General features: G+C 45.3%; 16 protein-coding genes and 2 pseudogenes. 7 read left to right on the top strand and 11 right to left on the bottom strand.

Translation table 11 applies throughout. The features are described 5' to 3' along the window. Positions 1-7 precede the first annotated feature (7 nt). Positions 8-832, top strand: coding sequence for a 4-(cytidine 5'-diphospho)-2-C-methyl-D-erythritol kinase (gene ispE, locus OIM59_RS04655; RefSeq protein ID WP_299167849.1), 825 nt, complete (start codon positions 8-10; stop codon positions 830-832). A 97-nt stretch (positions 833-929) separates the two neighbouring features. Here the strand turns inward: ispE and OIM59_RS04650 are convergent, their stop codons facing one another. Next, entirely contained in the window at positions 930-3,014 is a 2,085-nt protein-coding gene (locus tag OIM59_RS04650; RefSeq protein WP_299167851.1) for a six-hairpin glycosidase, read from the bottom strand. Between the two features lie 339 nt (positions 3,015-3,353). Here OIM59_RS04650 and OIM59_RS04645 point away from each other — a divergent pair. From OIM59_RS04645 to OIM59_RS04625, 5 genes and pseudogenes are all read left to right on the top strand, one after another. Then, positions 3,354-3,945 (top strand): annotated as a pseudogene (locus tag OIM59_RS04645) (plasmid recombination protein); the annotation flags it as partial. Positions 3,946-4,482: 537 nt separating this feature from the next. Next, entirely contained in the window at positions 4,483-5,253 is a 771-nt protein-coding gene (locus tag OIM59_RS04640; RefSeq protein ID WP_299167854.1) for a WG repeat-containing protein, read from the top strand. A gap of 320 nt (positions 5,254-5,573) precedes the next feature. Then, positions 5,574-5,822 (top strand): annotated as a pseudogene (locus tag OIM59_RS04635) (AAA family ATPase); the annotation flags it as partial. A 423-nt stretch (positions 5,823-6,245) separates the two neighbouring features. After that, positions 6,246-6,989 carry an AAA family ATPase gene (locus OIM59_RS04630; RefSeq protein WP_299167860.1) on the top strand — a complete coding sequence of 248 codons (744 nt, stop codon included), beginning with the start codon at positions 6,246-6,248 and terminating at the stop codon, positions 6,987-6,989. Continuing rightward, positions 6,973-8,355 (top strand): McrC family protein, encoded by a 1,383-nt coding sequence (locus OIM59_RS04625; RefSeq protein ID WP_299167856.1) that lies wholly within the window; start codon positions 6,973-6,975, stop codon positions 8,353-8,355. The genes OIM59_RS04630 and OIM59_RS04625 overlap by 17 nt, the downstream gene beginning before the upstream one ends. Before the next feature lie 59 nt (positions 8,356-8,414). On the opposite strand, the gene OIM59_RS04620 is transcribed toward OIM59_RS04625, so the two are convergent. Together OIM59_RS04620 and OIM59_RS04615 are read right to left on the bottom strand one after the other, a co-directional pair. Next, entirely contained in the window at positions 8,415-11,144 is a 2,730-nt protein-coding gene (locus OIM59_RS04620) for a M64 family metallopeptidase (protein WP_303895395.1), read from the bottom strand. 26 nt (positions 11,145-11,170) lie between these two features. Then, positions 11,171-13,018 carry a BACON domain-containing protein gene (locus OIM59_RS04615; protein WP_303895392.1) on the bottom strand — a complete coding sequence of 616 codons (1,848 nt, stop codon included), beginning with the start codon at positions 13,016-13,018 and terminating at the stop codon, positions 11,171-11,173. 440 nt (positions 13,019-13,458) lie between these two features. Here OIM59_RS04615 and OIM59_RS04610 point away from each other — a divergent pair, with 440 nt between their 5' ends. Beyond that, complete coding sequence (locus OIM59_RS04610; RefSeq protein ID WP_299169987.1) at positions 13,459-15,084, top strand: RluA family pseudouridine synthase; 1,626 nt, start codon at positions 13,459-13,461, stop codon at positions 15,082-15,084. 203 nt (positions 15,085-15,287) lie between these two features. On the opposite strand, the gene OIM59_RS04605 is transcribed toward OIM59_RS04610, so the two are convergent. From OIM59_RS04605 to OIM59_RS04570, 8 genes are all read right to left on the bottom strand, one after another. After that, positions 15,288-15,722, bottom strand: a complete 435-nt coding sequence (locus OIM59_RS04605) for a PepSY-like domain-containing protein (RefSeq protein ID WP_072542923.1) — start codon at positions 15,720-15,722, stop codon at positions 15,288-15,290. Between the two features lie 105 nt (positions 15,723-15,827). Then, positions 15,828-17,096 (bottom strand): HAMP domain-containing sensor histidine kinase, encoded by a 1,269-nt coding sequence (locus tag OIM59_RS04600; RefSeq protein WP_299169984.1) that lies wholly within the window; start codon positions 17,094-17,096, stop codon positions 15,828-15,830. Beyond that, complete coding sequence (locus OIM59_RS04595; RefSeq protein WP_299169983.1) at positions 17,093-17,770, bottom strand: response regulator transcription factor; 678 nt, start codon at positions 17,768-17,770, stop codon at positions 17,093-17,095. Before OIM59_RS04595 ends, OIM59_RS04600 begins: the two co-directional genes overlap by 4 nt. 91 nt (positions 17,771-17,861) lie before the next feature. After that, positions 17,862-20,429: an alpha-glucan family phosphorylase gene (glgP, locus tag OIM59_RS04590; protein WP_299169981.1), complete on the bottom strand. Its 2,568-nt coding sequence runs from the start codon at positions 20,427-20,429 to the stop codon at positions 17,862-17,864. Between the two features lie 21 nt (positions 20,430-20,450). Further along, positions 20,451-22,124, bottom strand: a complete 1,674-nt coding sequence (locus OIM59_RS04585) for a glycosyltransferase (protein ID WP_303895385.1) — start codon at positions 22,122-22,124, stop codon at positions 20,451-20,453. Positions 22,125-22,350: 226 nt separating this feature from the next. Further along, positions 22,351-22,812 (bottom strand): hypothetical protein, encoded by a 462-nt coding sequence (locus OIM59_RS04580; RefSeq protein ID WP_022353285.1) that lies wholly within the window; start codon positions 22,810-22,812, stop codon positions 22,351-22,353. Between the two features lie 40 nt (positions 22,813-22,852). Beyond that, entirely contained in the window at positions 22,853-24,661 is a 1,809-nt protein-coding gene (locus OIM59_RS04575) for a V-type ATP synthase subunit I (protein WP_303895380.1), read from the bottom strand. Further along, a complete protein-coding gene (locus OIM59_RS04570; protein ID WP_072542928.1) occupies positions 24,658-25,263 on the bottom strand; it encodes a V-type ATP synthase subunit D in 606 nt (201 codons plus the stop codon). Before OIM59_RS04570 ends, OIM59_RS04575 begins: the two co-directional genes overlap by 4 nt. Between the last annotated feature and the right edge of the window lie 10 nt (positions 25,264-25,273).

The following is a 25,273-nucleotide window of genomic DNA, read 5'->3' as shown; positions in this document are numbered from 1 at the left end:
CGACACTATGATTACCTTTCCAAATGCCAAAATAAACCTTGGCCTGAATATTACTGAAAAACGCGCCGATGGTTACCACAATCTGGAAACCATTTTTTACCCCATCCACCTGCAAGACGCACTGGAGGTGACGCGAAGAGAAAAAGATGACACTCCTTATACCCTCCACGTAAAAGGAACCGCCCTTGAAGGCGCTCCGGAAGACAACCTGGTGGTGAAAGCCTACGAACTGCTGAAGAAAGACCACGAGATGCCGCCCATCGACATCCACCTGTTCAAGCACATTCCTACAGGTGCGGGACTGGGAGGCGGCTCGTCCGACTGCGCGTTCATGATCAAGCTGCTGAACGAAAAATTCCGCTTGAACCTGAGTCTGGAAGAGATGGAGACCTACGCCGCCCGTCTGGGTGCCGACTGTGCCTTCTTCATCCGCAACCAGCCGGTCTTTGCCACCGGCATCGGCAACATTTTTGAACCCATCCGTCTGTCACTTTCCGGCTACTACCTCGTGCTGGTGAAACCGGACATTTTCGTATCCACCCGCGAAGCCTTTGCCCACATCACTCCCCACAAGCCGGAGGTTTCCTTGAAGGAGATTGTCCGCCAGCCGGTAGAAACGTGGAAAGACAGCATGAAGAATGATTTTGAAGACAGCGTTTTCCTGCAACATCCGGAAATTGCCGCCATCAAGGACGAACTGTACGACCTGGGCGCCGTGTTTGCCAGCATGAGCGGTTCCGGCTCCTCGGTGTACGGCATCTTCCGCCAGCCGGTAGAAAACGTGGACGAGAAATTCGGCGGCTGCTTCTGCCGTCAGAGAGAACTGGACTAAGTGTCCGACTTTCTCCGCATAACCTATACAAATATGCCCGCAGGTTGTCAGACATGCTGAGAACCTGCGGGCATTATCATTCCAAGCCATAGCCTGCTCAGATACCTTCGTGTATCAACAGATAATACACCAGCGCCCAGTCCTGGTCGTTGGCATAGGGGTCATAAAATTGCCCCTTCACTCCATCTATCTTATAAGGATACAGATATGCACACGAAGCCCTTCCATCCTCAAAGAACAGACACAGATTGTTGCGCACAATGTTCTCCGCACGCGCCAGATAAGACTGGTCGCCCGTACAAAGCGCATAGTAATAATAAACCGCTCCCGTAACCGTGCTCCAATAATGCGGGAAGGTATCCCCGAACATTTCCCGCTTGCCAAACCAGTAGTCATCCCAATGACGTATCGCTATTTCGTTCAGATGAAAGCTCGGCTGGAAACCATTGAATGCCTCCACCACCGGCATCTGGCGTTTTACTTCATCCAGATACTTCTGTTCTTTCGTCACCAGGTAAAGCTGTGCCAGGAAATGAACAGCAGGAGCCACGATGCTCTGCTCATAATTTACTTCCGACTTGGGATAATCCAGCCCGTTCTGGATAAACACTTCACCCGTCTTTTCAAAATCCTTCAAAAGCTTCTTGTACTCTTTTTTCATACCCGCCTTTTCCAGTGATTCCAACCCGATGGTCACCGGAATGCCGATGGCATAAAAGCCGTAACCAAACTGACGGTACATGGCCTGTAAGGTCTCATACCCGTAGACCGCAAACTGCCTGTCACCTGTTGCCAGATACATCTGGAAATAAAAATCGGCCACCCACATATAATTATATCCCCGGTTACGGTTCTTCTGGTCCACGCTGGAATACGTCACAAAATCCTTCGTCTGCAACTTTTCACGCAAAAACCGGGCATATTTCAATAACGATTCCTTCAGCTTTTCATCTTTTGTCAGGCGATACTGCTTTGCCAGCAGCACCCCCATGCCCACACGTTCCGCCCCTTCATCACGGTCCACAGGATTACAGTTGGGCGTATCGTTCAGATAAATGCTGTCCCCCTCATTATCGTATACCATATAGGCTCCATACCTCGGGTCGGAAGGATTGTTCATCTGCTGATGCATACGGATAAATTCCACCCGTTTTTCCAATAATTCCCGCTCACTGTTGACCACCAGCAAACTGGCATGGGTCTGCTTTCCACCATTATAAAGGAAATCCAGACGTACCTCCCCAGCCTGAAGCAACGGCACTTCCACCAGATATTTTCCATCCTTTTCTACCACAGGAACAGGCACCCCGTTCATCTTTGCCGCATAGCTTGCCAATGGGAAACCACTCTGCACCTGCATACGGGCTGTTTCCCCTTTCTGATACACATATTTGTCGCACGACACCAACAGACTGCCTTTCTCAAGCAGCTTCCGCTTGAAGTCCTCATTGCCATTATGCGAAAAAAGTGTCCACGCCACAGAACAGCTTCTGCCTGGTCTCAAGAAAGAATCGGGCAAGTTCAAGGCCAGAATTCCCCGATAGTGCGAGTTTCCCTTCCGGTCGCCACGCTCCCAGACTTCATAACTTTTTATGGAACCTTCCGTCACAACCAGTCCCAGATGGGGAGCCGTTCCTCCCATCCGAAGCGCATTGACGTAGGCCGCATTTTCTCCGTCCCACACCTGCACATTGGTGCGACCGTTAATACACTCTTGTGCTCCGGGATAATTATCATTCAACGGTGTATAGATGCCTATGTCGTAAAGAGAGACAGCTTCCTTCCCCCGATTGGTAAAGGTATATTTTTCTGTCAGGTCACCGTCCCTGCACACACGGGTCACCCGCACCTGAATATCCCCTTCACGATAGGTCACTTCCATGCCGTCGGGACTTATCTCCACAGGTTTCTGCCATTCTTCTTTTACGCTTTCATGTCCCTTCACTATCGTGAAATATCCTAATCCCCAGGCCAGGTTTTCCTTCACCCACGGATACTGGGTCCCATCCGTCTTCACAAGCCATTCCATCTGTTGCTCATCTCCCGACAAGGTCAGCTGTTCCACGGCCCCGGTAGCAGCATGAAGGGTCACTTTCACCGGGTAGTCTGCCGCCCAAATGCATCCGGCCATCCCCCATGTACAAAGAAAAATCTTTATTCGTTGGTAAAATTGTATGTTCATAGTATAAAATATTGATGATGCAGGCAAAAGTAATGCAATTCTTCCGTTTCCAACTACCAAGAACTGGTCAAAACCGCTTTATAAGTCAGTCAAATTACCTTTTTTATTTATATGACCTACGAATCCCCTCCTTCACTTCCCCTGTTCGGGAAGCCCAAGGCATATCTAGATATATCCTCAACAGTTCTCAGTACTTCCTTGGAAGTACTTTAGTACTGACCAAGGAGTACTCCAGTACTTTCAGGGGAGTACTCCAGTACTTTCAGGGGAGTACTCCAGTACTTCTTTGGAAGTACTGAAGAAGCCATCTTTCGTTCAGTATCTTCATGTGAGACAGTCCTACACATGGATGAGTACACACCGCAATTCATGCCACGGTCGTACCGATAGTAACAGGAGAGCGAAAGAAAGCCAATGCCGTGTGCCTGTGTGCCGATGATATACTGACACGTGAAAAACTCGTTGCCTACCACGACAATTACGCAAAAGCAATGGAAAAATACGGTTTGCAACGAGGCGTACATACCTCAAAAGCACGGCATACGACAATAGCCCAATAAATGCTTACGGGCAGCAGCACCGAAAACTGTCGGAATTTACGGATTTTGTCAAACGCTACTTTCTATATGTGGAAAAGCTGATGCCGACCATCAAGTTTTTGCGTGATACTCTGAATTTTAGCGATGGGTTAATCAAAAAGCTGTGCATGTTTAAGGATGTCACCATCAAAGGAGAACTCTATACTTCTGAATTCCGACAGCACATTAAGACTGATGGTTCGGTTTGCTCACTTAAAGAAACCCCGGATGGATAATTTGACTTCAAAATAGATGGTGTTTCACATGTAAGATAGTTCAGGCGCAAGAAAGATGAGTTTATGGAAATATTAGGATTGCCGACAGAAAGGCAAAATATAGGTATTAAGTTGTAAATCAAAATAAAGTCCGCAATAGCTGGTGTCTTATCACGGACTTTTTGTACTTTTGCTGTATTATAAAAGCTATATTCATCAATGCACGGAAATTTAAATTGGGAGTCATTTAGTGAACAATATCACCTAAAAAATGATAAATACGTCCAAGATGTTGCTTTGTTACAGAGATTGCAAAAAACTGATTGCTATCCTGTGATATTATATCCTAAATCACTCTGTGAACAACTATCCAAAAAGTTTATAATTGGTTCTATTGGTGTAGGGAAAGATAAATCACATATATTCCTCCATGATTTCTTAAATGCAGTCAAATAAAGAATCATCTTTTTGAATGTGTAGATATAATTAAAGCACCTATCCATATCATCGAATGTGGAGATACATCTAAGCTAAATGAAATCGAAAGCATCATTATACAAATTCAAGAACCTCGCTGGAGCAAAGAAAAATCAAGAATGTTAGCGATAGAAAATTATCGTACACGGTAATATTGATAAGTTGTTATAATTACTGCTGAAATATAATTTTGTTATTATGGAATATCATTATGTAAAATTTAATAGCGATAAAGAAGTTACAGCATTCTTTGAGGAGCTAAATAAAAAGGCTTATTCTCCATTACATTGGAACACTCAAGATGGGTTAAAAATATATGGATGCATCTGCGCCGAAAGTGTAGGTAGCTGCTTATTTGTCTACGGTAAGACAATTCTTCGTAATGAAATTGTAGCATATTCTCCAAATAACACCATATTTAGTGGATTAAAAGTTTATGGGTCAAGCAAACAATATAAAGGCTTATTGAACTTTAAAGGCAAAGAAGTTTTACATAACATCTATGACGATATATCAATTTTCTTTCAAACAGAAGATACCCTTTTTCTTAAAACAATAAAAAATAGTCTTTACGGTTTGGTTTGTTGTAGAATCTATGGAGATGAAGTTTCCGAGATTATACCTCCAAAATACGAGGACTTATTTGATGCAGGAGAATATTCAATAGGTTTTGTATCAGACAACAAAGTGGGATTTATGTCATTGGAAGGTAAAATAATTGTGGAAGCAAAATACAGGCAAGGTGAGGAGTACAATTATTTTATTGACGGAAAAGCTTTAGTGCGTATTGACAAAGAACATACCCCGGATATGTATATTAACCATTATGGAAATTTCATAGAATACCCCGAAGCAGATAACACATCGTCATTTGGTGGACAAAGTACAAGTACATATCCTTATGGAAATTTACCAGATGCTTCTGAAGTATACGAAAATTTACCTGATGCATTTTGGAATACTGATTAAATAATTAATTTTATCTCAAATTCATACGATCGGGCTGTAAGAGTTACCTAAACAGCAAAGCGACGCAGACCGTAGTAATCGGGACGGTTGCCAAATCATTACTCCAAAACAAGGTAATTTTTCTAAATCGGTTAATTTCAAATAGCTATATTCCTTATACAGATTTACGGAAAATCTCTGGAATAAACTTGTAAAACGACAAATGAAATTAATAATAAGCACTCATATTCAACAAACTATTACGGCTTTTTTCTAACTTTGTTTCCACTATATTATGAATCATCATTACCCGCTATATTTTATCAAACAACTATGAGAATATGGAAGAGAAAAATCTAAACTACTATATCCAACTACTGGAAGCAAATAAAAATCTTATTCTGACAGGAGCACCCGGTACAGGGAAAACATATTTAGCCAAAGCAATTGCGGATGCGATGGGAGCCGAATATGAATTTGTTCAATTCCATCCGTCGTATGACTACACAGACTTTGTGGAAGGCTTACGCCCTACTCCTCCCGATAAAAACGGAAACATCGGGTTTGAAAGGAAAGATGGAGTATTTAAGGAATTTTGCAAGAAAACACTTTTAGAAACATTCACTACTTCCAATAAAGTAAACGAGCCCAATAATACACCTAAAGAAGTACCTCACATTGCCAGTTCATTTTCTAAAGAAAACTTACCTTCATTTTATGTCTTATACGACGAATTAAAGAAGAGAATACAAAATCACAGTGTCACTCTTTATACAGTCTATCCAAGGAGCCAGATGGAGCTTCAAATCTCAGGAAAAGACATAATGTATAATAAAGGTGGTTCTTTTACCTCTAACTATATAAATGAAGATTATGTCCAAAAAATCTTCAATTACTACCGCGATAGAAATGTATCAGATATTACCAAAGTCCCTTTTAAAGATTTTTGTAATATTATTGGTAACACATTAAATTATACTTATTATAGGGGTATTGTTCAGGAACTTCTGAACATGAACAAAAAATTCATCAATATCCCCCAACTAGAAAAATCTTCATCAATTCAAAGAAATGCTTTTTCGACCGAAGAAGCAAATCCCCAAAATGAGAATATTAAAAAGTCTGACCCATCCCAGCCATACCTCTTCATCATCGACGAAATCAACCGGGGTGAAATCTCCAAGATTTTCGGCGAACTGTTCTTCAGCATCGACCCAAGCTATCGCGGAGAGAAAGGGGTGGTCAAAACCCAGTATCAGAATCTGATTACCGATGAATCCGACCCGTTCTACGAAGGCTTCTACGTTCCGGAAAATGTCTATATTATCGGAACCATGAACGACATCGATCGCAGTGTGGAAAGTATGGACTTCGCCATGCGCCGCCGTTTTGCCTGGGTGGAGATAAAAGCCAATGAGAATATAGGGATGCTGGACGAAGAACTGGCGGACATGAAAGAGGAAATCGTTCAGGTCATGACGCGCCTGAATGCCGCCATCTGGGATGAAGAGAACCACACGGGCATAGAAGGATTAAGCCCCGCATATCACATCGGAGGATCCTACTTCAGCAAACTGGCACTTTATCTGGACAACGAACGAACCTACAAGGAAACAGCCTACAAGCATCTTTGGGAAAACCACCTGAAAGGTGTGCTGTTTGAATACCTGAGAGGAACGGCCAATGCCATAGAGAATCTGGAAATGCTGGAACAAGTGTATTATCAAAAAGAAGGAAAAGATGATATTGAAGGATAACTCACCCTATTCTTCCACATCGGAAAATCTTGAAGAATTCCTGTCTCTACAAAATGTTGCCAACCGTACCCTGTCGGAACTTTCAGAGGAATGTGGAAACAACTTGCTAATCTACCCTTATTCTTTCGAGGAATGTGAGGATAAAATAGGCAACCAGCCTCTCATGTCCTCACAGGCCAACTGGAAAGGGAAGCAATGCACAAAAGTCCACTTAACGACAGGCAATTTGGTGGGATTTATAGGAGTCAACGGACATTCCGTTTCCATCCAGTCTCGTTTTGTCCAGCACACCGGCGAAGATTTCTTCCTGCACTACATGCTTCAAAAGGTATTGTATATCAACCTTTTCCGGATGCCACACGTAACGAACGACGAAGCCGTCTTCGACTTTCTGCTCTATCTGTTTCCCAAGTTTCTCCACGAGGCACTGGCGCAAGGCCTCTACAAAGAATACCAACGGAATACGTACAATGACGCGAATGTGCGCGGCGTGATAGACATATCCCGACAAATAAAATACAACCTGCCGTTCAATGGCCGCATTGCCTATCGCACCCGGGAGTTCAGCCAGGACAACCAAGTGACTGAACTGATACGTCACACCCTCGAATATATTTGCACCACCCGATTCGGAAGAGCATTATTGGAAAGCGACCCTCAGACTCGAGACAATGTGAGCCAAATCAGGACCACCACCCCAAACTATCATCGGCAAGACAGAGAAAACGTAATCAGACACAACTTGAAGATTATCCCTCACCCTTACTTCACCCGTTATGCGCCTCTTCAGAAACTGTGCCTGCGGATATTACGGCACGAAAAAATCAAATACGGACAGCAAGAGAATCCGATACACGGCATTTTGTTTGATGCGGCTTATTTGTGGGAGGAATACCTCGCCACCATCCTCACAAAGCAAGGATTCACGCATCCCAACAATAAAAAAGGTACCGGACGCATCTACTTGGCCAAAGGGCACAAATTTCCCCGTTACCTGGACTTTTTCCGGGAAACCGACAGAACAATCGTAGATGCCAAATACAAGATAGCCACAGAGAAAAGGGAGGATGTACATCAGCTCATCACATACATGTATCGGTTGAAAGGGAAACAGGGTATCTTGATTCATCCCACCTTTCAAGCGCATGCCACAACCCGGCATTCCTTACGGGGATATGGAGAGAATGACAAAGCGGAACTGGAAACCTATTTGTTCCACATTCCACAACAGGCTACCGACTATCCGGATTTTGTTTCAAAAATGGCGGCATCGGAAGAATTGCTCCGGAAACATCTGCAAACAACGGATATTTCCCCATTTTCGAGGGGACAGGGCTTTTCCCCAAAAAATGAAGCCCGCCATTGATGTGATTTTTCTCAATGACGGGCTACAGACTCTTTGTATTTACACCAGACTCAAACTAACTATTTCGCATCTTTCCAACCTCCCTTCACAATTACAGGAACACGGTGTTTCTTCTTCCAAAGTTCACGGGCACTGTCTGAGGAAGGAGCTGTTAAAGCACGTGAAGTGGCGTAATTCCTGTTGACGATATCATAAGCCACGAAATCTTCATAATTATATACCCAGTCCTCACCTTCCGACAATTCCATTATAACCTGATAGATTCTCTCACGGCTTGGAGCATTAAACGGCGAATCATTATAACGCATCATACTGTTTTCTGTAGGACGGTAAGCCCCCTTCCCATACAAATAAGCACCTTCATACAAGCCTAAGCCCTCACCGGCATAACGCGAATCGTTCAAGAAATGAGCCCATCTCACCTCATTTGCATTGCTTCTCCAATCCACATTGGCACCCCATTTATAAGTGCTCCATTCCTCGTCCATAATATCACGTTCAGAAGCAGGCAATGTCAGGTTTTCATACCCACCTTCCACGTATTCATCCATCAGTCGGCCCAGTCCATGGCCACAGACTTCATGGTTCAGCACCTCGTTTACTCCCGACATCATATAACCGACATACGACCTGTCGCCATAATACATGACAGTATAACTCCGGCCATTACACCCTTTGTTGTAAATTACCGAAACCATCTGATAAGGAGCATTTTCCAGTCCTGGGACCTTGCTGGCATACTCGAAACAAACCGCATTGTCCTCGTTTATCCGATGCACTGCATTCGAAAGGAATTCCGCATTGGGCGACACAACCTTCACACAATAGGCGTTGAAACGGTCTCTAAACGATTTCAAAGGCTCATAGGCAAAGTATTGGTCTACTGCGCTTCTCATCACCTGTTCATACAATCCATTATCACCCATGTCCTTATCCACAAAGCCCTCGCCCAGGAAAACCAGATTGATACCTTTTCCTTTCGTAGCCTTCTGTAGGGTGACCACCTCCCCGTCGCGCGAATAATCAGTGGAGGTATACAGTTCAACATCACCCAAGTATGCGGACAATACGCTCTGGATGTCATTACGGTTTTGTGTCACACTCTGGAAGACCACCTCCTGATTCTGGTCAACCAGAAAAATGGCAGGAGTGAATCGGGTGAAGAAGCCCGGGACTTGATTGTCTCCTGTATATTCAAAGTTCTTCCATGGAATCTGTTTTTCATTGATATAATTTACGACTTCAGGTCTGGAGGCCACACTATATCCTATTATCTCAAAGCCTTTGGTCTTGTACATCTCATACAATGGCAATAACTGCTCTTCCATGTAGGCCGTCGAGAAAGGACAAGTCGGACTCCAATGCAGTATGGCTGTCAGCTTATTCTTCGAAAACTCCGTAGCCGAAGAGATTGACGTGCCATCCAAAGCCTGTACGTTGAAATCGGCAGCCGGCAGTCTGACTCCGGAGATATCAAAACCTCCTCCGATGCAGCCTACCCATAAGTCTTTCCATCTTTCATGATTAATGATTGCATCCGGAATTTGTCCGCTAAAATTATTGTAACTCAAATCCAACGTTTGCAGCTTGTCCATCAGTCCAGCAAAAGATTCGGGTAGTGTACCTTCAAGCTTGTTGTCAGATAAAACCAGGGAATTCAGCTGCTGAAGCTGAGAAATGGATTCAGGCAATGTGCCGGACAGGCTGTTATATTCTAAATAGAGCCACTCCAAATGACTCAGCTTCCCGATTTCAGAAGGAATGCTACCCGTCAGATTATTGTTATACAAATAAAGTCCGACTACGGTTCCATCCCACGACGTACTGACACCATACCATTCTGATACAGGTTTGTCACTACACCAGTTGGTATTATCCGTCCATTGTGACCCGCCTGTTGCCTCATAAAAAGCAATCAGTGCCTCTCTTTCCTGTTGTTCAATGTTGTCTGCATTTTCATCGACCGTCAAATCATACACATGACCGGCCAGAAAACCTCCTGCGGGAGCCGCTTTACTCATGATGAGATCTCCAACCCCATTGTTATCTTTCCGGTAGAAAGCAAGCGTATTATTCCCCGAAGTTGGAAGAACGGCCACATAACAGGTAACCACATTCTGACTCTCAATCACATCTGAAGGTATGGAATACCAAATGTAATCCAGCATGTCCGACGTGATTGTTTCTTCCTCATAATCAAAATATGGAGTGGCTCCAGACTGATTATAGGCATACATGATAGGCTCTTCCGAACGGATGAACAATCCGGTTGTACCTTTAAGAAGTTCGGATTGGATTCTTAACTTTATAAAAGCAAACAAATGCTTAAAATTCAATACCAGCTCATTGCCCGCTATCGTCCCTTTGGCGTACATCAAATCGGTTTCAGCCGATGGAAGGCCCGAGGAATATTGCTGGGTCAAATCCGGAAGCGCAATTTTAGGATAACTGATGGAGAGGTTATCATAGGGATAAAATGCATATACTTTTTTCCCGTCCTGTGCTTTCAGACGGGTACCCGCAGGAGTAAAATCCACTTGCTTTCCCCCTGAAGCCGCACTGTAGGGCAACAAAGAAGACTGTTCATCTGTAAACAAACCAATCTTGTCATTCGCCACCCATGACACGCTCACTTTATTCTCTCCTTCTTCGTAGGCAGTCCTTGAAGAGGATTCTATATTACCAATCACATTGATTTCATCCTTACCCCCAAACACATTTTCATCTGTACAGCTAAACATTGTCCATACAAACAAAAACAAACTGATATAGTTTTGTATCTTTTTCATCATATCTGTTCTTTATGGTTAATAAACTATTTCCATTCTTCCACCGGCATGTCTTCCGGACCTCCAATTTCTGGCTGAAAGATTCTTCCGCTTTGCGTGAGGGAAATTTTCTTGCTGACTTCTCCGGAACTTACCGTGACGATGCCGGTACGAGATTCCTCACCCGTATTTTCCGAAACAGAAATTGACAGTGTATGCTGGCCGGCACCACCCTTTGACGGGCTTACGCTCAACCAGGAAGAGGAAGCGGCATCCACTGATACAGACCACTCTGCGTTGCAACCAAGATTCACTTCAACCGACTGTGACTCGTAACCCAGACTCCAGGACAACTGACTGGAAGGGATAGAAAGGGTGGTTTCGAAGCCGCTTTGTGTAAGGACAATCACCTTGCTTACATCTCCAGAACTTACCGTGACGGTACCGGTACGAGATTTCCCGTTTGTATTCTCCGAAACGGAAACCGACAGTGTATGCTGGCCGGCACCACCCTTTGACGGGCTTACGCTCAACCAGGAAGAGGAAGCGGCATCCACTGATACAGACCACTCTGCGTTGCAACCAAGATTCACTTCAACCGACTGTGACTCGTAACCCAGGTTCCAGAACAACTGACTGGAAGGGATAGAAAGGGTGGTTTCGAAGCCGCTTTGCATGAAGACAATCACCTTGCTTACATCTCCGGAACTTACCGTGACAGTACCGGTACGAGGTTCCCCATTTGTATTCTCCGCGACAGAAACCGACAGTGTATGCTGGCCGGCACCACCCTTTGACGGACTTACGCTCAACCAGGAAGAGGAAGCGGCATCCACCGATACAGACCACTCTGCGTTGCAGCTGAGGTTCACTTCAACCGACTGTGTCTCGTAACCCAGGTTCCAAGACAACTGACTGGAAGGTATATCGAGTGTCGTATCAAATCCACTTTGAGTGAGGGATATTTCCTTGCTTTCTTCTCCGGCACTTACCGTGACGGTGCCGGTACGAGATTCCCCGCTTGTATTCTCCGCGACGGAAACCGACAGTGTATGCTGGCCGGCATCACCCTCTGCAGGGGTTACACTCAGCCAGGCTGAAGATGCGTCATCCACCGATACGGACCACTCTACGTTGCAGCTGAGGTTCACTTCAACCGACTGTGCCTCGTAACTCAGGTTCCAGGCCAACTGACTGGAAGGTATATCGAGTGTCGTATCGAATCCGCTTTGCGTGAGAGATATTTCCTTGCTTTCTTCTCCGGAACTTACCGTGACGGTGCCGGTACGAGATTCCCCGCTTGTATTCTCCGCAACGGAAATCGACAGTGTATGCTGGCCGGCATCACCCTCTACAGGGGTTACACTCAGCCAGGCTGAAGATGCGTCGTCCACCGATACGGACCACTCTGCGTTGCAGCTGAGGTTCACTTCAACCGACTGTGCCTCGTAACCCAGGTTCCAGGAAAGCTGGTCAGAAGGAATGGAAAGGGTGGTTTCAAACCCGCTTTGCGTAAAGGATATTTCCTTGCTCAGTTCCCTGGAACTCACCGTGACAGTACCGGTACGGGAGTCCTTGTCCGTATTCTCCGACACGGAAATCGATAGCGTATACTCGCCCGCATTACCCTTTGAAGGGGTGACGCTCAACCAGGAAGAGGATGCGTCATCCACCGATACAGACCACTCTGCATTGCAGCTGAACACCACTTCAACCGACTGTGCCTCATAACCCAGGTCCCAGAAAAGCTGGTCAGAAGGGATGGAAAGAGTTGGCTGTTCTTCTTCCGATGAAGGAGAATCTTCAGAACATGCATACAATGTGAACAACAGTAAAATCCCAACGAGGAAGATGGAAATTTCACCTCTTTTTTTTAAATAGACATTGATTGACATAGTATTAAATTTAGAGTACAACAATAATACAAACGAAAAAATCCAAGAATTTCAAAGAATATACCAACTTTAGTTTCTTCTTCCCAATAAGAACAACGACTGTACTCAAAACGCACATCGCCTATTCGTTTCCCATAAGAATGTATATAACATACAAAACTTTCAATTTACACTGCAATCCCCACTATATCCTCTTCTATTTCCATGCAATCATACATTGATGCTATCATCAAGACTGTAACACCATTTTGTTTTTCATAGGATTCCACTTTGAGTAAAAATCTCATTTTAACAAAGATACAATATTCAATAAAAACATCAAATAATTTTCACAAAATATTATTCCAAATAAAACTTCTATTTACATTTATCCTAAATCTACTCTTTTTTATTTTATTTGTACCTTTGCCCCACAATAAAAACAAACTGAATTTCTCATCATGATACATTCTTTCCACACCCCTACCGAAGGCATCGCCTTGCCGAAAGCCTTCACTTTTCCCTTCCACTACACTCCTCACCCGCTTACCCGACTGGCGGCGGAAGAGGTGCGCCAGTACCTGCTCACACGGGACGACTGGCAGGAAGAGCTCCGGCAAGGAAAGATGTTCGGGGTACTGGTCATCCGGGATGGAGAAGGAAAGCTGGGCTACCTGGCTGCTTTCTCGGGCAACCTGGCCGGCAGCAACCACCACGCGTTTTTCGTTCCGCCGGTGTACGACCTCCTGCAACCCGACGGTTTCTTCCGCATCGAGGAGGCGGAGATTTCGGGCATCAACCACCGGATTGCGGCACTGGAGACCAGTGAGGCTTACCGCTCGGCACAGGCGGCATGGAAGCAGGCAGAAGAAGAGGCTCAGGCCATACTGACCCGTGAAAAACAGAAGCTGAAAGAGGAGAAAGCCCGTCGGGAACAACGGCGGAAGGAAGGGGTTTCTTCCGAAGAGGCGGAAGCGATGTCGCGCGAGAGCCAGTTCCTGAAAGCGGAATTCAAACGGTTGGAACGACGGCTGAAAGAGAAGGTGCAGGAGGCCGGAGAGACTTTTCAGGGCCTCGAACAGGAGATTCAGGCCTTGCGCCACGAACGGAAGACGCGTTCGGCAGCTCTCCAGTTACGGCTGTTTTCCCAGTTCCGGATGCTCAACGCCCGGGGCGAGGTGAAAGATTTGTGCGAGATTTTCCAAAATACCCCGCAGAAGACGCCACCTGCCGGAGCGGGAGAATGTGCCCTGCCCAAGCTGCTCCAGTATGCGTACCTGCATCATCTTCAGCCTCTGACCATGGGCGAGTTCTGGTGGGGCATGTCGCCCAAGGACGAGATACGCCGCGAAGGGCATTTCTATCCGTCGTGCAAGGGGAAATGCGAACCGATTCTGAAACACATGCTCGTGGGGCTGGAGGTCGAACCGAATCCGCTGGAGGAAGATGTGCACCGACAGACAGCATTGGAGATTCTCTACGAAGACGAATGGCTGGTGGTGGTACACAAACCGGCGGGCATGCTTTCCGTACCGGGCAAGAACGACCTCGATTCCATCCTCCAGCGGCTGCACAACCTCTACCCCAAAGCCACCGGACCGCTTATCGTGCACCGGCTGGACATGGCGACGTCCGGACTGCTGCTGGCGGCCAAGACGAAGGAGGTGCACAAGGAGCTTCAGGCACTTTTCGAGACGCGCCTCATCCGCAAGCGGTACACGGCCATCCTGGAAGGGGAACTGGAAACGGACGAGGGTATCATCGACCTGCCTCTCTGTCCGAATCCGATGGACCGCCCGCGCCAGATGGTGAGCCGGGAATACGGGAAACGGGCGGTCACGTCCTACCGGGTACTGGAGCGCAGGGATGGGATGACAAGGGTGACGTTTTATCCGCATACGGGGCGCACGCATCAGCTCCGGGTACATGCCGCGCATCCCGAGGGACTGAATCATCCGATTGTGGGCGATGACCTCTACGGCCAGCCGTCCGACCGTCTGTATCTGCACGCTGCGGAACTGGAGTTTGTGCATCCGGTGACAGGTGAAAAGCTGCAAATTATAAAAGAAGCAGATTTCGATTCTTAACAAAATACGCCCTCAATCAGATGATGACGTAAATAGCCAGCCTTACGTCACCTTTCATTAACCATCGTAGAGATCGGCACAAGCCATTTACCACAAGGAGATTTCTCTTTACTCCTCTCTCTACGATACAACCGTCCATACCAACAGACAGCCCGCTCCTCTTCTCAGAGAAACGGGCTGCATATCATAGAAATAGTCTGGAATCAGTCGTCGATATCAATCACGCGCATCTGACTGTCGAAAGTAATTTCCCAACGGTTGGAGAGTTTTACTTCATATTCATTGCGCTTGCGTTCAATCTGGATGATGGAAGCATCCGGATAATTGGTTTTCACATACGTACGGATGGCAGCAGGGATAATCTGTGAAGGAATGGCCGACTTGCATTTCACCTCCGTCCATTCACCCGATTTATCAAATTCCACTTTTTCGCCATTGGTGAAAATCACATCGTACGATTTGCTGAACAAATCACTGTCTTGTTTGGCCAAAGCCACTTTTTTACCTTTAAAGTAAGTAGTGATGAACGTCTGGGCCTTGGTAGGCAACTGTCCCACCTGGATAGGTTTTTCGTTATCGGCCATTGCCACGGTTGATACAGTGAACACACACACGAGCAGGAAAACTAACTTTTTCATAATGTCTATTTTTTTAAGGATGAATACTTTAATGATTTATTGTACTGCAAAGATGAGAGGCAATTCTGAAAAGATTCTGAAGAATTACCTTTTTCTGACAAAAAATCAAGAAATAATCGTGAAAATGTGCATTCCGTTCTCAAACCGATAGGACAGATTGAGCCGATAAGCCTTGCAAATGGAATCGACCAACGCCAGACCAAGGCCTGTGGAACCTTCTTTCTTCCCTTCCTTATAGAAACGTTCGAAAATACGGTTTTTGTCCAAGGAAGCTTCTCCGGTATTGCGGATTTCAAAAGACGAAGCAGTGAAAGTGAGTTCGATTGTTCCACCTTCACTTGTATGCACAAAGGCATTCTTCAACAGATTGGTCAGCAAGACCGTGGCCAATGCCTCGCTCATCTCCAGTTGAAAACAATCTTCCACATGCACATTTACCTGTACACGGCGGTATGCATATACCTCCTTGTAATCGTCCAGGTAGTGCATCAGAAGTTCGTTCAGACAAATCGGCTTCACATCCGTAAACTGCCGGTTATCAATCTTGCACAAAAGCAGCAGCGACTTGTTCAGACGAGTCAGGTTCTCCAGTGTGCGGTGGGTTTTCATCAGCTCCGAAAGCTGCTTCTCGGTCAGGGTATCATCCTCCATCAGCATCTCCAGGCGGTTGCGACAGATGGCCAGCGGAGTCTGCATCTCATGGGAGGCATTCCCGATAAAGAGTTTTTGCTGCTCATAAAGCTGCTCACTGCGTTCGGAGAACAGATTGGCCGCTTCATTCAGTTTCCGGAATTCCACAATCCGCAACGACTCGTCGAGCGGTTCCCGTTTGCTTCCCAGCCGATAGTTCTCCAGCCATTTCAACAAAGTGTACAGCGGACGCATATTGCGATAGAACACCCAGGCATTGACGGCCAGAATCATCAGCAGCAAAAGTACATACAGAAAGACAATCCATCCCAGAATGGCTCGCTGAAGATCGTATTTTTCAATGGTAGGCGTGTAAACCACCAGCTCCATATAGCCCCCGTCATCCTTCTGGAAAATGGTCATCAGGATGCGGGCAGGTTCAGTCTCACCTTTTGCCGTAATGTACACCATTTCATCCCGATAGGAAATTTTCGGATACGAAGCCGCATATTCTGCACTCACGTCATAGAGGAAATACTGGTTGTTCGAACCGTTGCTCGTGTCCGGCATCTTTTCACCAGACAGTGAACGGATTATCAGCGATTCCGCATAGTCACTCAGGGAATCGTCCACCTCGTCGTTCACTTCCTCCATGACAGCCAGATAGAACAGAACAGCCCAGCACGTCAGGATAACCACCAGCATGGCGGACATACGCCACATGACCAGATGAAACAGTTTCATTCTTCTACCAGTTTATAACCTATACCATATACAGCTTTCAACTCTACCGTAGCTCCCGCATCTTTCAAATGCTTACGCAGATTCTTGATTTGGGCATAAATAAAATCAAAATTATCCACCTGATCAATATGGTCTCCCCATACCGACTCGGCCAACGTGGTCTTGTTCACCAACCGTCCGGGACGCAACATAAAGTAAAGCAGAATATCATATTCCTTACGGTTCAGGTCAATATCCTTTCCCCCCACAATGACCTTAAAATGGTCTGGAATGATTTCCACATTGCCATAAGTCACCTTCCTCTCGCCTTCACGCTGGTTACGACGGAAAAGACTTTTCAAACGGGCATGCAGTTCAGCCAGGTGATAAGGTTTTGGAAGATAGTCATCCGCTCCCAAATCCAGTCCTTTTACTTTATCTTCCAACGAATCCTTAGCCGACAGAATAATCACATTGGTGCGCTTTCCCAAAGCATGCAGTTCTTCCAGCAAATCGAGTCCGCAACCATCGGGCAACATAATGTCCAGCAGGATACAATCGTAATCATAATCTTCTATCTTACGCAAAGCGGTTTTATAATCAGGAGCCTGCGATACTACATAGCGTTCTTTCTCCAGCGACTGAGTAGTGATTTCACGGAGATCAGAATCGTCTTCTACAATCAATATTTTCATGGCATGGCATTTTTAAGAACAAAAAAGCCATTCCAGACCTTATGAGGGATTCCGGAATGGCTTATTCAATGATTATCTGAATGAACAGTTATTATTCATTAAACCAACGTACATAACAGAAGTCCTGACGGTGAGGCAGCGCATCGTTCTTCGGGAACATACGGTAAGCTACTTTGAAGCTACCGGCGTTCGACAAGCTGGCTACCATTTCAAAAGTAAACAGATTACCTTCACGTTTCACCATCTTCATCGGATTAACGGCATAGATGTATTCGCGTCCTTCCGCATTGGTGTAAGTAACGACCTGTTCTACACCGATGGCATCGTCCAGACCCTTTTCATCAATTACACAAGTAAGTTTATAGTCCTTACCGCTTTCTACGTTACCGTTGCACAAATCCTGACATTTGTTGAATGAAACCACCTGAATTTCGTCCCACTTGGCAGCCACTTCTTCCTTCCATGCAGCGATTTTCTTCACCTCTTCATAGTTGTTAGCTTCCAAGGCATGATAACGAGTAGCTTCCTTGGTATAGAACTTCGTAAAGTAATCGTCCAACTGACGTTTCATGGTATAATGAGGAGCTACCTGAGCAATAGAGTTCTTGATGGTTCTTACCCAGCCTTCAGAATAGCCTTTCTTGTTTCTAGCATAATACAACGGCAGGATTTCTGTTTCCAGGATACTGTAGATAGTAGCGGCATCCAGCTGATCCTGGTGTTCCTGATTCTGGTAAGTACGTTTTTCGGTCAATGCCCATCCGGCACCTTCACGATAGCCTTCCAGCCACCATCCATCCAATACAGAGAAGTTAACCACACCGTTCATCAAAGCTTTTTCACCAGATGTACCGGAAGCTTCCAACGGACGTGTCGGAGTATTCATCCAGATATCTACACCAGAAACCAGACGACGGGCCAGCTTCATATCGTAGTTTTCCAAGAAAATAATCTTACCCAGGAATTCCGGACGGTTAGAGATTTCTACAATCTTCTTAATCAATCCCTGACCAGCACCATCGTGCGGGTGAGCCTTACCGGCAAACAGGAACTGAACCGGATAGTCCGGGTTGTTGACAATCTTAGACAAGCGGTCCAAATCAGTGAACAGCAGGTGTGCACGTTTGTAAGTGGCAAAACGACGGGCAAAACCAATCAACAAAGCATTCGGATTAATCTTATCCATCAAAGAAACCACACGCGACGGGTCACGCTGGTTCTTCAACCATGTGTCACGGAACTGATCGCGGATATAATTGATTAATTTGTTCTTCAAAGCCACACGGGTCTTCCAGATTTCTTCATCGGGCACATTATAGATACGTTCCCAAATCTTCGGATTAGACTGGTCGTGCATGAAATTCTTGTCAAAATATTTGTTGTACAATGCTTTCCATTCAGAAGCACACCAAGTGGGGAAATGTACACCGTTAGTAACATATCCTACGTGGTTTTCTTCCGGGAAATAACCTTTCCAGATACCTGAGAACATTTCCTGAGAAACTTTTCCGTGCAACCAGCTCACACCGTTCACTTCCTGGCAAGTGTTGCAGGCAAAGGTAGACATACAGAAGCGTTCATTCGGATCACCTGGATTGATACGTCCCAAATCCATCAAATCCTGCCAGCTGATACCCATACGCTGCGGATAACCGCCCATGTATTTGCCGAACAAGCCTTCATCGAAGTAATCATGTCCAGCCGGAACCGGAGTATGTACAGTATACAGAGAAGAAGCACGAACCACTTCCAATGCTTCATCGAATGTCATGCCGCTTTCCACGTAATCACACAGACGCTGTACGTTACACAATGCAGCATGTCCTTCGTTGCAGTGGTATACATCTTTCTTGATACCCAATTTCTTCAACAGCAGCACACCACCGATACCCAGCAGAATTTCCTGTTTCAAACGGTTTTCCCAGTCACCGCCATACAACTGGTGAGTGATGGAACGGTCGAATTCGCTGTTCATTTCATTATCGGTATCCAGCAGATACAAAGGAACACGACCCACATTGACTCTCCATACGTATGCATGTACGTAATAGTTCAAATACGGTACATCCAATACCATCGGCTGGTCGTTTTCATCTTTCACACGCTCCAACGGCAGGCTGCCGAAGTTCTGTGCTTCATAATTGGCAATCTGCTGTCCGTCCATTGAAAGGCTCTGAGTGAAATAACCGTAACGATACAAGAAACCGACACCACACATGTCTACGTTGCTGTCTGAAGCCTCTTTCAAGTAGTCACCAGCCAAGATACCCAAACCACCGGAATAAATTTTCAGTACGTGAGTCAAACCATACTCCATACAGAAATAGGCAACAGACGGACGGCTTTTATCCGGTTTTGCTGACATGTATTCAGTAAATCTATCATAAATAGCATTGATCTTGCCCAGCATTTCCTTATCTACAGACAAAGCTTCCAGTTTCTCGTAGTTCAAACGTTCCAACAAAGCAACCGGATTCTGCCCTACAGTACGCCATAATTCCGGGTCCAGTTCTTTGAACATTTCGGTTGCATCATCATTCCATGACCACCAAATGTTGCGAGCCATCACTTCCAGCATCTTCAAGGATTCCGGAATACGGGATTTCACATTTATTTCCCTCCACGCAGGAGTATTAGCATAGTTTGTCTTGATTTTCATATTACTAATGTTTTATATAGTTCATTTTTTATAAGAAGTGCAACGTTCCTTAGCCTTACGCAAAGCGATATCATAAGCTTCATAATAATAGCGGATAAAATGTTTCCACAAAGCTTTCTCCGCGATATCGGAAGCATTTTCACGAATCACTTCAACTTCAGATTCCGGCAGATTGGAGAATTCCGTGATTGTATCCCGAATCACATCAGCCACTTCCGAATAATTATAATCGGTTCTATGAATCACTTTTACACCATCCTGTAAAGTTCCAGGACGTCCTTTCAAGGAATTTACCCATAGGCCAAATCCGGCCAAGTCCGTAGTGATGGTAGGAACCTTGAATGCCACACTTTCCAATGGAGTATATCCCCAAGGCTCATAATAAGAAGGATAAACGCTCATATCTGCTCCGATAACCAAATCATAATATCCTTCATTCAAAATGCCATCCTTCCCATTCAAATAGCAAGGCACAAAAATAACCTTCACCTTTGAATCGGCTGCATTGGACATGTTCAGGTATTTCAGCATATCCAACACTTGGTCATGGCTCATATTATGCAACCAATGCGTTATGAAAGGACACTCCAACGGAGTATCATAATCTTTGTCACTCTCCAGACGCTGCTTCAAGTCTTCACGCGCCTCGCCTACCCATCCCGGGACATTGACAAAGGCCAGGACCTCACGTGTCAGATTCTTCTCACGTGTCAAACGGTTCAAGGCTTCCAGATACACATTGATACCTTTATTCTTAAACTCATAGCGACCGCTGGTTGCCACAATCAGTGTGTCATCATCCAGATGTGTACCCAACAGCTTGTTAGCCAAGTTCAAGAGCAAAGCCCTTGCATATTTCCGTTTCTTCCCGAACATTTCACCTTTCGGAACGAAATCATCTTCAAAACCATTCATCAACACCACATCCGCTTCTTTCTCCAGCAATTCCTTGCATTCATTATTTGTAATATCGCTGACAGTCGTAAAACAGTCCACAAAATGCGCAGTCTGCTTCTCGATGGAATGTTTAGACTCTACATTCAGTTCACGGGCCATCTGGTCACCGTTATAAGCGAATAAATAATCATAGAGAGGTTTGTTGTTCCCGGCAATGGAACGTCCGATGGTAGTTGCGTGTGTAGTAAAGATTGTGGCTATTTCTGGTACATGTTTTTGCAGATAAAGGGCTCCCATTCCGGTCATCCACTCATGAGCTTGGTAAATTACCTTATCAGACATGGTCAGATTGTACCTGTAAAAACTTTCGACCACTTTTCCAGCTGCGTATGAAAACATGGAAGCTTCATCATAATCTCCATAAGCATGCAGGGAATCCACATGAAAGTCAAGCCATGCCTGCGTATAGATATCATTTTTGTCTTTATAAAAAGGCGTAAAATCCACTAGAATGGCAATCGGTTTTCCAGGAATGTTCCAACGTCCTACACGAATATTCAACCCGTCTTTCTTGACTGCATGTTCCTTCCACGCTTGAAGAAGCTTAGGCTCTTCGGCAAACAAAGGATTTTCCTTACCCAACCAGACATCTGGCCCTATAAAAAAGATTCGATCAGGGAAAGTATTCTGCAAGGTTTTTGCTCTTGTAGACAATACAGTGTAGATGCCACCCACTTTATTACATACTTCCCAACTAGATTCGAAAATATAATCAGGTGTTAGTAGCTGTTTCATCATCGTCTTTAATATCTTCTAAATCAATCGCGAAGATACAAAAAATATTGAAACGGAAGAAAAAAACGAATTTTTTTATGGATTCTGTCCGGACTCCTCCGGAGAAAAAGCTATAATATACTAGTTATCAAATCAATATAAAATTTGTAAATGTAACAGAGATGACAAAAAAATTTCCCCGTAATACGGTTTGAGCGTACCACGGGGAAATGTAATGATTAACTAATTTTTAAGCCAAAGCAGAACCCATCAAGAAGGTAGCAGCCAAAGCTACAATGGCATACAATTCAGGGAATACAGCCAAAATCAAAGTGTTACCAAACACGTTGTGTCCCTGACCGATGGCTGCGATACCGTTGGCACAAACCTGTCCCTGACGGATAGCAGAAAACAAGGCTACCAGTCCCAAGCCGATACCTGAACCCAATACGGCACAAGCCTGAATGGCTGTGATTTCCGGGGTCAATACCCCAAAAATACTTTGGAACATAAAGTAACCGGCAAAACCGTACAGACCCTGTGTACCTGGAAGCGCTGTCAATACCAAGAAATTACCAAAAGCACTGTCATTCTTTTTCAGCGCACCAATGGATGCATTACCTGCAATGGTTACACCATACGCACTACCGATACCTGACAAACCAACCATAATCGCGATGCCAATGTAGGCAATCAAAAGATTCATTTCCATAATAATTATTTGTTTTTTAGTTTTTAATTACTTTGTTATATTAATTCTTGAAAGGTTTATACTCCTTTCCTCCTCCTTCGTACCCGGCATTCTTGAAGAATTCCACGAAGGTCAGACGCATCGGATGCACCATGGCACCCAACACATTCATAAAGATATTGATGGCATGGCCGATGACAAATATCAATACCATGACGATAGGACCGGCAATCACATTGTCCGGACTCATTCCGACAGCCAGACTGTTGAATACACTGGCCAGAATGCCACCGGAAAGGCCCAAGGCAAACAGACGGACGTACGACAAGACATCACCCAGCAAGCCGGTAGCCATGTTGTAGCTGTCCCACAACCCTAAACCGATATTGACAAACACATTCTTATCCGGACTATTGTACAGATAAGCCATCAGTACGCCAATACCCAAAAAGACCAGATGCAGGGTACCTCCCATTGCCATTACACCCGGAGCCGCAAAAGCAACCGCCGTGCTGACCAGAATCAAAATCCAACCAATGGTAGAGATGGCATATTTCACACCAAACTGAATAGTCTGATTGACAGCTTTCAGAATCATACCGAAAATAATCTGCACTCCTCCCAGAATCAGTGAAAGATTGAACATCTGCTGGTTGTCCAGCGAAATGGATTCCTTCAAAGTTTGGAAAAGCGGCAGCTGGATATCATACAGGTTAAATCCGAAACAGGTACCCGTCAGCAAACCGCACACCATAGTCGAAGCGCCCAGAATCTGCACCAAAGTCAGAATCGGCTTCATGGATGCACTCAGTTTCTTAGCAAACAAGCGATACAATGTGACGGCCAGCAACATAAACAAACCATATCCGGAATCTCCCAGGCAGAGACCGAAGAACAGCATAAAGAACGGAGCAAAGAACGGCGTCAAGTCCAGTTCGTTGTACTTCGGCAACATATACAACCGCATAATCGGCTCAAACAACCGGAAGAAACCTTTATTCTCCAAAAGGATAGGTACATCATCCCCCGGTACAGGAGCCGCTGTCTCATAATAGACTTCCTGCGAACGGAGATACTCGGTCATTTCCGCGACACGCTCCGTTGGAATCCATCCCTCCAGCAACATCAGTTTATTGTCGGCCAAAGCATCGGTACTCAATACTACCTTCGAGAACTCAATCTGCGAATGTACCCGATACTGGGCAGCCTGCAAATCCGGAATTACAGTTCCGGCCAGTTCCTTCAATTTATTTTGAAGCGTTTCCTGCTGCGCCTTCAAATCGGTGACGGTTTGTTGCAAAACGGAAAGCGAATTTTCCGGCAACTTGGCCGTTTCCACTTCCAGTTCCGGCACAGCATCACCTTTCGTAATCGTTACAAAATAGAGTTTCGAACCAACCCGGTTGATGACCGTTGCATGATATAAATCCGTCCATTCCGGCTTGAACTGCTTTTCTGAACAGATATAAAAACCTGTCTGATAACCGGCAGCCTGTAAGCGGGAGATATTTTGAGGGTCGAAATCGCCCCACGGTTCCAAGGCGGCCACTTCTTTTTCTACCGCCTGAAGGCGATGGGCAAGTTGCTGTGACTGATGAAGCAATTCTTCCGTTTGCTGCAAAGCTTGTTCTCCGCTATCCGCGTCTCCTTGACGGACCTCCGCAGAAGGCACTCCCATTCCCTGCAACAATTTGATGGCAGAAGCATACCGGGCCGACAAGCGGATACTTTCCTGCAAGGAAGCGTTTTCGGCTCCTCCCTGCGCCTTTGTCACCACATGTACGACTCCCAGGTCACGGATACTTTTCAAAAAACAATCATACTCTTTATGGTACACCAAAAAAGTAACCTTTGTCATTTTTGCAATCATACTTCCGCCTCCTTTCTTTTCTCCTGAATAGACTTCAAAATCTTCTGAGAGGATTTTGACAAGTTCTCCTCATCTTCCATAAAGCGTTTGATTTTCCGCAGCGCATCCTGATAACCCGGTATCTGCACCTTTTCGAACAAGTTCACCTTCTGAGTGGTCTTCTTTCGTGCATGTTCCAACAAATCGAGTTTAGCAAGCGTAAACTCTCTTTCGATGGCTGTTTCGGCAAGTTTCTTCAACAGATGAATACCGTCGGCATACCACTTCGGGCTACAGAATAAACTAAATGGCCGGATATCAAACTCCACCTCATCCAGCAACGGAACACGGACGCCTGCAATCTTCCGCACACCCAGATGCACATCTTTTACCCTTACCAATGAGGCATCAAACTCATTCCAAAGGGCATGCATGTGCTCGTATGAGGAGATTTGCGCTTCCAGTCGTTCCTCCAGCCCGGCAGCTTCTTCCTTGCAGCGTTTCACTTCCATGCGCAAGGCACTCTCCTTATTCTTAATGATAGGGAGCGTACGCACACGGACCTTCAGCTGCTTTTCAAGCTGTTGCAAAGAGGTCTTGTTATACTGAAATTTTATTGCCATTTTAAAGTCT

This window comes from Bacteroides mediterraneensis (assembly GCF_025993685.1).
GTDB classification, from domain to species: domain Bacteria; phylum Bacteroidota; class Bacteroidia; order Bacteroidales; family Bacteroidaceae; genus Phocaeicola; species Phocaeicola mediterraneensis_A.
The sequence above is the reverse complement of the archived record's forward strand: the minus strand, read 5'-3'. Positions and strand labels throughout refer to the sequence as shown.

Coding starts and splice junctions, on each gene's coding strand:
- ispE (WP_299167849.1), top strand. CDS start 8: ATGATTACCTTTCCAAATGCCAAAATAAACCTTGGCCTGAATATTACT.
- OIM59_RS04630 (WP_299167860.1), top strand. CDS start 6,246: ATGAACAAAAAATTCATCAATATCCCCCAACTAGAAAAATCTTCATCA.
- OIM59_RS04620 (WP_303895395.1), bottom strand. CDS start 11,144: ATGAAAAAGATACAAAACTATATCAGTTTGTTTTTGTTTGTATGGACA.
- OIM59_RS04580 (WP_022353285.1), bottom strand. CDS start 22,812: ATGGAAATGAATCTTTTGATTGCCTACATTGGCATCGCGATTATGGTT.
- OIM59_RS04640 (WP_299167854.1), top strand. CDS start 4,483: ATGGAATATCATTATGTAAAATTTAATAGCGATAAAGAAGTTACAGCA.
- OIM59_RS04600 (WP_299169984.1), bottom strand. CDS start 17,096: ATGAAACTGTTTCATCTGGTCATGTGGCGTATGTCCGCCATGCTGGTG.
- OIM59_RS04575 (WP_303895380.1), bottom strand. CDS start 24,661: ATGATTGCAAAAATGACAAAGGTTACTTTTTTGGTGTACCATAAAGAG.
- OIM59_RS04625 (WP_299167856.1), top strand. CDS start 6,973: ATGATATTGAAGGATAACTCACCCTATTCTTCCACATCGGAAAATCTT.
- OIM59_RS04615 (WP_303895392.1), bottom strand. CDS start 13,018: ATGTCAATCAATGTCTATTTAAAAAAAAGAGGTGAAATTTCCATCTTC.
- OIM59_RS04595 (WP_299169983.1), bottom strand. CDS start 17,770: ATGAAAATATTGATTGTAGAAGACGATTCTGATCTCCGTGAAATCACT.
- OIM59_RS04610 (WP_299169987.1), top strand. CDS start 13,459: ATGATACATTCTTTCCACACCCCTACCGAAGGCATCGCCTTGCCGAAA.
- OIM59_RS04650 (WP_299167851.1), bottom strand. CDS start 3,014: ATGAACATACAATTTTACCAACGAATAAAGATTTTTCTTTGTACATGG.
- glgP (WP_299169981.1), bottom strand. CDS start 20,429: ATGAAAATCAAGACAAACTATGCTAATACTCCTGCGTGGAGGGAAATA.
- OIM59_RS04570 (WP_072542928.1), bottom strand. CDS start 25,263: ATGGCAATAAAATTTCAGTATAACAAGACCTCTTTGCAACAGCTTGAA.
- OIM59_RS04585 (WP_303895385.1), bottom strand. CDS start 22,124: ATGATGAAACAGCTACTAACACCTGATTATATTTTCGAATCTAGTTGG.
- OIM59_RS04605 (WP_072542923.1), bottom strand. CDS start 15,722: ATGAAAAAGTTAGTTTTCCTGCTCGTGTGTGTGTTCACTGTATCAACC.